Genomic DNA, 6,332 nt, shown 5'->3' with positions numbered 1-6,332 from the left:
GGGCCCCAGCCAAAAGCGGGTTGCGCCACAAGGGGCTTTGCGCTATTTTCCGCGCCTCCCCATCGACCGGGGGACCACACCTGCGGAGGGGTGGCAGAGTGGTCGAATGCGCCGGTCTCGAAAACCGGTATGGGTGCAAGCTCATCGTGGGTTCGAATCCCACCCCCTCCGCCAATTACCAGCATTAGTGCTTTGAAAAAACGCCGTTTTTCACTAGCGGCGCTCTCCCCACCCACAATCTGACCCACAAAAACCCCTCGGCTTGGGATGGATGGCATTGGACATTCGCCCTCTCCGTCCTTGGTGGCGGAGCGCGAGATTGGGCATGATGGCCCAACCGAACCAGTGGGCCGGCCAATGGCGTTCAGCAGGCGATTCTTCATCTTCGGCGACGACGGCCACCTTTGGCGCCTGCCCCGCAAGGCGGCCGATGGCTTGGCCCGCGGCTATCTGCGTGCGCCCGCTTTCGCCGGCCAGCGGTGGAAGGTGGCCGAGGTGGTGTTGGAAACGGATGGCCGGCGCCCGATCCGCGTGGCGGCGGTGACGGGCACCTATTGGTATCTCGATGACGAGGGCGGAGCGCAACGGGACTTGGCAGAGGGCGGAATGCAGGCATTGGAGACCAGCGATGCCATCCGGCGCGACCGGTCACCCCCTAGCATGGTCTCGCTCGCCAATGTGCAGCGCCGACGGTGGGAACGGCGATATCGGTGGCAGCCAAGGCCCCCCCGACATCGACCGACTGGTTCACTACTTCTGGCCGGAGCCGGGGACCAAGCGGGAGCGCACGGCCTCCGTCGAGGTGGTTCCCTTCGGGTGACGGCGCTTCAGGCGTTGCCTGCCACGCGGTCGAGGCCCAGGAGCTTCGCCAGGACGCGAGCCCGCTCCATCTTCTGGTCCATCGTCATGGTGTCGAAGTCGCCAGGCGCCCCGACCTCCTTGCGCTCGACGAACATGCCGAGGTAGTGGCCGATCCGCTCCAGGGCCACGCCCTTGTCGGCCAGCCGCAGCACGAAATGGCCGTGCCGGTCCCACGACCACCCCACGATGGCGCGGCGCACCGGCTCCGGCAGCTTGGCAATGTCCTCCGGCCCGGCAACGCTGATCAGGTTGGCCGGATCGAAGAACGCCATGACCGCCAGTTCCTCGACCACCCGGTCGACGGTGACCGCGATCCGCTGCGCTACCATCGACATCGCCCTCTCGACTTCCCGCTTCACTTCAACATTTCTCAACAGGCGTTCCCCCTGTTGGGCAGCCGTCCGGGCGCTGTAGCCGGCCCGAATGGCGGCCCGAGTGGCGTTCAGGTCGATGAGATATTCCTGAACGAATCGCTCTTGCCTGGCGGTGAGGTTGTCGTGGCATGGGATCGACATGGTGAAGTCTCCTTCCGAACCGATAATAGCGGATCGCGGGCAGGAAGGCACGGGATCGGCACAACCTGAGCCAAAAGCAGCGCTGGATATGCGCACCCAACGGCATATAGCAATCGCTGCGCTACCATCATCCAGTGTTGTGGCGTTAGAATGGTCGCTCCAATGCGGGAGTGATGTCCGCGGCATCCGGGAAAGGAGCCCGATCATGCGATGGATCGCGATCCTCTTGGCGCTTGCGGTCAGTGCATGCGCTCGGCCGACGACGCCTCCCCCCGTGCTCGACCAGGCGAGCATCGACGCCGAGACGGAACGGCAGATGGCCCTCTCCTGGAAGGACGAGTGGAACCTGAAGAACCGGTTCTGGAGCGTCGCGTTCCGGGTCATGAAGCCTGCATTTCGCGCATCAGCACCATGAATGCTTCCTGGACCTCGGGCGAAAGGTGCTTGAAGGCGGCAAGAAAGTTCGCCTCCAGTTGGGTGAGCGGCGTGGGCTTCGTGTGATCATGTGCCCGAGCGGATCGCGGCGCGGCGGCGGTGTTGGTCATGATCAGCACGCCCCCATGTGCCGGAGGTCTTCCACGGCTGAGCGCAGGAAGGACAGGACGAATGCGGACACGTCGTCCCCCTCCAGCACGGAGGCCACCTCGTTCAGTTTCCAGATGACGCCGGCCAGATCGGGCGAGCGGGTGGCGGCGATCCCGGCATTGAGGCGGCTCATCTGCTCGACGAGGCTATCCAGGGCACCGGCGGAAGGCGAAGCAGTCTCGGCCAATTCGTCATAGGCGCGGTCGAGAGCGGCATATCGGGCGATCAGGGCGGGCAGCGATGCTGCGGTCGGTGCTGCTGCTGAGGTGAGCATGGCGGGAAGCTCCAACATCGTTGATGATGTTTCAAGCGTAATGTATGATAGCAGGTACGTCAATAGCTAAGCATCATGAAGGATGTTTGAAACATGATAACGGCGAAGCAGATGAAGGCGGCCCGGCTGTTTCTCGATTGGGATCAGCGGACCCTCGCAGATGCGGCGGGGGTGTCCCTGCCGACGATCCAGCGCATGGAGACCATCGGCCTGGAACGCAGCTCGGCCGGCAATGTGGAGAAGGTGCAAGGCGCCCTTGAGACGGCGGGGGTGGAGTTCATCCCAACCGGTAGCTATCAGGGGGCTGGCGGCGCCGGGGTCCGTCTGCGGGATGGCCGCTAGTACGCCATTGACTTACCGATCTCCAAGGCGCACATACTCGACAGATGGACGACTTCGAGTGGGACAGCGAGAAGAGCGAGCGAAACGCGCTATTGCGCGGTCTGCCGTTCGAGATCGTGCCCGCGATCTTCGATAGCCCCGTCCTGGAATGGTGCGACGTGCGCCAGGATTACCGCGAGGTGCGGGTGAACGCATTGGGCCACATCGGCGCCCGGGTGTTCTTCGTCACCTACACCGAGCGGGGCCAGCGGTGCCGGATCATCTCGTTCCGCAAGGCGAACCGGAGGGAAACCGATGCCTATCGTCAGGTCTACTCGTGAAGAGGGCCGTCGCAAGGCCAAGAGCTTCGATTGGTCCAAGGTCGATGCCACCACCGACGAGGACATCGCGCGCCAGGTGGCCGAGGACCCGGACCTTGCTCCGCTGATGACGGCGGAGCAAATCCTCGACGACGTGCGCACCGGCCGGGTCCGCGTCGTGGTGCCGGCCGAGGTGGACGTGCGCGCCGTGCGGCAGGCCCTCGGCCTGTCGCAGGAGGTGTTTGCCGCCAAGTTCGGGTTCTCGCTCGGCTCGCTCCGGAATTGGGAACAGGGCCGCCGTCAGCCGGACGGGCCGGCCAGGGTGCTGCTCAAGGTGATCGCCAAGGAACCCGAGGCGGTGCGCCGCGCCCTGTCGATGGAATAGGGCGCTGCGCTGCCCCCACGGCGTCAGGGGCTTCCGCCGCGCTCGACCACTCCCGCCTCCAGTTCGCTGAGCCCCGGTCGAAGCTGTCGCGGCGCCTGGCGAACCGCGCGGGTGGCCGCCGGCACCTCGGCATTGCGGATCGCCGAGCGAACCTGATTGGCGGTGATGTTGGCGCCCTTCTCCCGGGCTTGCACGATGAGGTTGGTGATCACCCGCTGCTGCTCGGCCGGATCGCCTTGATGACGCCGGTAGGCGGCGACGATCTGCGTCATGGTGCGGTCACCGACACGCTTCACCCGCTCCTCCTGGCGCCGTGCCAGTTCGGCAACGTCGCGGGCCTGGGCCACCTTCACCGGCGAGCCTCCGACCGCCATGCGGGCGAGGTCGCCATGGCCGATGATCGACTCATCGAAGTCGAGGGCGCCGCGGCGCCACGGGCTGGCATAGGCGATTTTCCCATCCGCCAGCGCCTCGAAGAACGCCGTGGGCCGAAGCGCGGCATCGTAGAACGGCATGCCGTTGGCCGCGGCCTCCAGCGCCTTGAGCGGTTTACCGATGCCGGCGGAAAGGTTGGCAAGCTGGTCGGAAAGAGCCGCCTGCCGTCCCCCGAGTTCAAGCGCTTTCCCCACCATGTCGAGGAACGGCCCCTCCGGCGACCGCGCCGACGACGCCAGGAAGTCACCTTCACCGGCTCGGCCGGACAGGTCTTCGCCGAGCAGTCCCGGCAGTCCACGGGCGAATAGCGTGCCGATGCTGGCCGATACCTTGCCCGCGGCTTGGGAGCGCAGGGCGAATTCCTTGATCTCCTCCATGCGCCTCACCGCGCGCGCCGTCAAATCGCGCATGCGGGGCAAGCCGAACCGCTATTGGCGGCTGCTGGAGCGGGCCTCCCAGTCCAGGATGGCGGCGCGGGCCAGCGCCTGCGCGAACAGCAGTTGCGAGAACCCCGCCACCGCGTCGTCGTCGCGAAGGTCCGGCAGGCCGGAGACGTCGCCGCCGACCGCCTTGAGATCGGCAAACTCGCGGGCAATCGCACGGGCCTTGCGCCAGCCCTTGATGCGGGCGGCCTCATAGGTGGCGGTGGTCAGCGGGCGGACGTGGAGCCGCACGCCGAACGGCAGATCGAGCCAATACGGCTCCTTGGGCAAGCACAGACGGATCATGGGGCGGGCCTTCAATACGAGGGGACGTCATTGATCAGGGTGATGCGGAGTAGGTAGCCGGCGACCGGGTCGCGGGCGGCGCGCCAGTCGTAGCTGGCCTGGATGCCGCCGGGGCCTTTGATCTCCTGCTTCTTTTTCGGCAGAAAGACGCGGGGGAGATGGAAGGTTAGGGCAAAGGCCGAGCCGGGAATGGTGAAGCCGTAGAGCATCGCCACCGGGCTTTCGGCGGCGATGGCGGCGGTCAGCGTGGTGTCGGTGCCGAAGCGGATGTCCACCGAGCCTTCGGCGGTGGCTTCGGTCTCGTCGACACCATCAATCAGGCCGTCGGCGCGGATGGTCTCGACCCGTTCCAGATTGTTGGAAAACGACAGCTTGCCGCCCACCACGTTGGCCAGTTGGCCACCGCCGACCCGGATGGCGCCGCTGCCCTGGCTGAACCGCTTGAGCGGGAAGCTGGCCGGGCTGGCGTCGATGGTGGTGGCGGATTCGGTCTCGCCCTGGGCGATCACCCCGATGCTGGCATTGGCCGCCCCGCTGCGGGCCATGTCGAAGGACAGCTTGTCCAGCTTGGCCCCGCCATGGCGGAAGAATTTCGGCGCCGCCAGTTGGGCATGACCGATCTCGATGGCGAGGCTGGGCAGCGTGCCGCCCGAGGTGAAGACATGGTCGAACGTGCCGTCACCGTTATCGGCGGTGGCGGGTGCGCCGAACAGACCCTTCAGCCAGAAGCCGAGCGCCCGCACATCCAACGGCACGCCGAACTCGCCCTCGTCCTTGATCGCCTCGTAGAACGGGTCCTGGGCGTCGCGGCCCTGGCCCAGCAGCGGATCGTAGCCGAGAGGGCGCTCGGCCCCCAGACTGGACTCCTTGAATGATAGCCTTGTGTAGCCGTCGGCCGGAAGCACGCCGTAGCTCGCCTCGAAGGCGGCCAGCAGGATGCAATCGGAGCCATAGGCGCGCGTCTTCGACATGGGGGAGCCTCTCGACAGAATGAAATGGCGCGCCCATGTCTACGGCCTAGCCGTATATCGGGCTTGCAGAGGCATACGGCCTGGCCGTATGCTTCCGGTGATGGAATACGAGTTCGATCCGGCCAAGGACGCCAGGAACATCGCGGAACGGGGCCTGTCCCTGGCCCTGGCGCCCTACGTGTTCGAGGGATTGGTGCATGTCGCCGATGACGACCGCAGGGATTACGGCGAACGGCGCCAGATTGCCTATGGCCTGATCCGGGGACGGTTGTTTGTCTGCATCTTCACCGACCGGGGCGAAATCCGCCGAATCGTCTCGCTGCGGAAGGCCAATTCACGGGAGGTCAAAGCCTATGCGCCGAAAGATCACGCCTGACATGAGCAAGGCCGCCCTGGAGGCCGTCGATTGGGCCGCCATGGACGCGGTGACCGATGCCGACATCGAACGCCAGATCGCCGCCGATGCCGATGTGGCCCCCGAGATCCTGCCGGTGGACGTCAAGGCCATCCGCAGCGCCACCGGTCTGTCGCAGGGCGTGTTCGCCGCCCGCTACCGCATCCCCGTGGGCACGCTGCGGGACTGGGAACAGGGCCGCAAGCAGCCCGACACCACGGCGCGGGCCTATCTTCACGTCATCGCCCGCAACCCCGACATGGTGGCCAAGTCGCTGGAGGCTTGAGGCTCACCCCAGCGGCGAATCGGCGGTGTATTCGAGGACGACGATGACCTTGGCCCCCTTGAGGCCGGCGGCGCCGTCGATCGCCTCGGTGATGAATTCCGGCGGCTCGGGCATTGCCAGATCCACGGTGCCCCCCAGCGTGGGATCGACCGCCAGCCGGTCACCGATGGCGGCGAGGATGGCATCGAGTGCTGCGTCGCGGTCTTCCGGGGTGGCGCCCTGCACCACCACCTCGATCTCGGCCCGGCGGCTGTGGA

12 protein-coding genes, 1 tRNA gene and 1 pseudogene are annotated in these 6,332 nt (G+C 66.2%); 7 read left to right on the top strand and 7 right to left on the bottom strand.

Annotated elements, in window-relative coordinates; all coding sequences use genetic code 11:
- Positions 1–84 precede the first annotated feature (84 nt).
- Positions 85–174 (top strand) — tRNA-Ser (locus MTBSS4_RS17425).
- Between the two features lie 653 nt (positions 175–827).
- Here the strand turns inward: MTBSS4_RS17425 and MTBSS4_RS17420 are convergent.
- The gene (locus MTBSS4_RS17420) at positions 828–1,376 is read right to left on the bottom strand and encodes a terminase small subunit (RefSeq protein WP_173984665.1); all 549 of its coding nucleotides are present in this window, start codon (positions 1,374–1,376) and stop codon (positions 828–830) included.
- A gap of 205 nt (positions 1,377–1,581) precedes the next feature.
- Between MTBSS4_RS17420 and MTBSS4_RS17415 the strand changes: the two genes are divergently transcribed.
- Positions 1,582–1,791, top strand: a complete 210-nt coding sequence (locus MTBSS4_RS17415; protein ID WP_173984664.1) for a hypothetical protein — start codon at positions 1,582–1,584, stop codon at positions 1,789–1,791.
- Here MTBSS4_RS17415 and MTBSS4_RS17410 read toward each other — a convergent pair.
- Both MTBSS4_RS17410 and MTBSS4_RS17405 read right to left on the bottom strand, forming a co-directional pair.
- Positions 1,757–1,921 (bottom strand): hypothetical protein, encoded by a 165-nt coding sequence (locus MTBSS4_RS17410; RefSeq protein WP_173984663.1) that lies wholly within the window; start codon positions 1,919–1,921, stop codon positions 1,757–1,759. The genes MTBSS4_RS17415 and MTBSS4_RS17410 overlap by 35 nt on opposite strands.
- Positions 1,922–1,923: 2 nt before the next feature.
- A complete protein-coding gene (locus MTBSS4_RS17405; RefSeq protein WP_173984662.1) occupies positions 1,924–2,235 on the bottom strand; it encodes a hypothetical protein in 312 nt (103 codons plus the stop codon).
- Positions 2,236–2,328: 93 nt separating this feature from the next.
- On the opposite strand from MTBSS4_RS17405, the gene MTBSS4_RS17400 reads away from it, so the two are divergent.
- From MTBSS4_RS17400 to MTBSS4_RS17390, 3 genes are read left to right on the top strand one after another with little or no spacing between them, the layout of a single operon-like run.
- Entirely contained in the window at positions 2,329–2,577 is a 249-nt protein-coding gene (locus MTBSS4_RS17400) for a helix-turn-helix transcriptional regulator (protein ID WP_173984661.1), read from the top strand.
- A gap of 44 nt (positions 2,578–2,621) precedes the next feature.
- The gene (locus tag MTBSS4_RS17395) at positions 2,622–2,897 is read left to right on the top strand and encodes a BrnT family toxin (protein ID WP_173984660.1); all 276 of its coding nucleotides are present in this window, start codon (positions 2,622–2,624) and stop codon (positions 2,895–2,897) included.
- Complete coding sequence (locus tag MTBSS4_RS17390; RefSeq protein WP_254432637.1) at positions 2,872–3,261, top strand: DNA-binding transcriptional regulator; 390 nt, start codon at positions 2,872–2,874, stop codon at positions 3,259–3,261. Before MTBSS4_RS17395 ends, MTBSS4_RS17390 begins: the two co-directional genes overlap by 26 nt.
- A 23-nt stretch (positions 3,262–3,284) precedes the next feature.
- Here MTBSS4_RS17390 and MTBSS4_RS17385 read toward each other — a convergent pair whose 3' ends face one another.
- From MTBSS4_RS17385 to MTBSS4_RS17375, 3 genes are read right to left on the bottom strand one after another with little or no spacing between them, the layout of a single operon-like run.
- Entirely contained in the window at positions 3,285–4,073 is a 789-nt protein-coding gene (locus MTBSS4_RS17385) for a hypothetical protein (protein WP_173984659.1), read from the bottom strand.
- A 51-nt stretch (positions 4,074–4,124) separates the two neighbouring features.
- On the bottom strand, positions 4,125–4,424 hold the full coding sequence (locus MTBSS4_RS17380) for a hypothetical protein (RefSeq protein ID WP_254432636.1): 300 nt from the start codon (positions 4,422–4,424) through the stop codon (positions 4,125–4,127).
- 11 nt (positions 4,425–4,435) lie between these two features.
- Complete coding sequence (locus tag MTBSS4_RS17375) at positions 4,436–5,395, bottom strand: phage tail tube protein (RefSeq protein ID WP_173984658.1); 960 nt, start codon at positions 5,393–5,395, stop codon at positions 4,436–4,438.
- 88 nt (positions 5,396–5,483) lie between these two features.
- Here MTBSS4_RS17375 and MTBSS4_RS17370 point away from each other — a divergent pair, with 88 nt between their 5' ends.
- Entirely contained in the window at positions 5,484–5,771 is a 288-nt protein-coding gene (locus MTBSS4_RS17370) for a BrnT family toxin (protein WP_254432635.1), read from the top strand.
- Positions 5,749–6,075, top strand: coding sequence for a DNA-binding transcriptional regulator (locus MTBSS4_RS22535; RefSeq protein ID WP_254432634.1), 327 nt, complete (start codon positions 5,749–5,751; stop codon positions 6,073–6,075). Before MTBSS4_RS17370 ends, MTBSS4_RS22535 begins: the two co-directional genes overlap by 23 nt.
- 3 nt (positions 6,076–6,078) lie before the next feature.
- Here the strand turns inward: MTBSS4_RS22535 and MTBSS4_RS17360 are convergent.
- Positions 6,079–6,332: pseudogene (locus MTBSS4_RS17360) on the bottom strand (hypothetical protein); the annotation flags it as partial.

Source organism: Magnetospirillum sp. SS-4 (assembly GCF_902729425.1).
Classification (GTDB): Bacteria; Pseudomonadota; Alphaproteobacteria; order Rhodospirillales; family Magnetospirillaceae; genus Phaeospirillum.
This window is presented reverse-complemented; position numbering and strand designations above follow the sequence as displayed.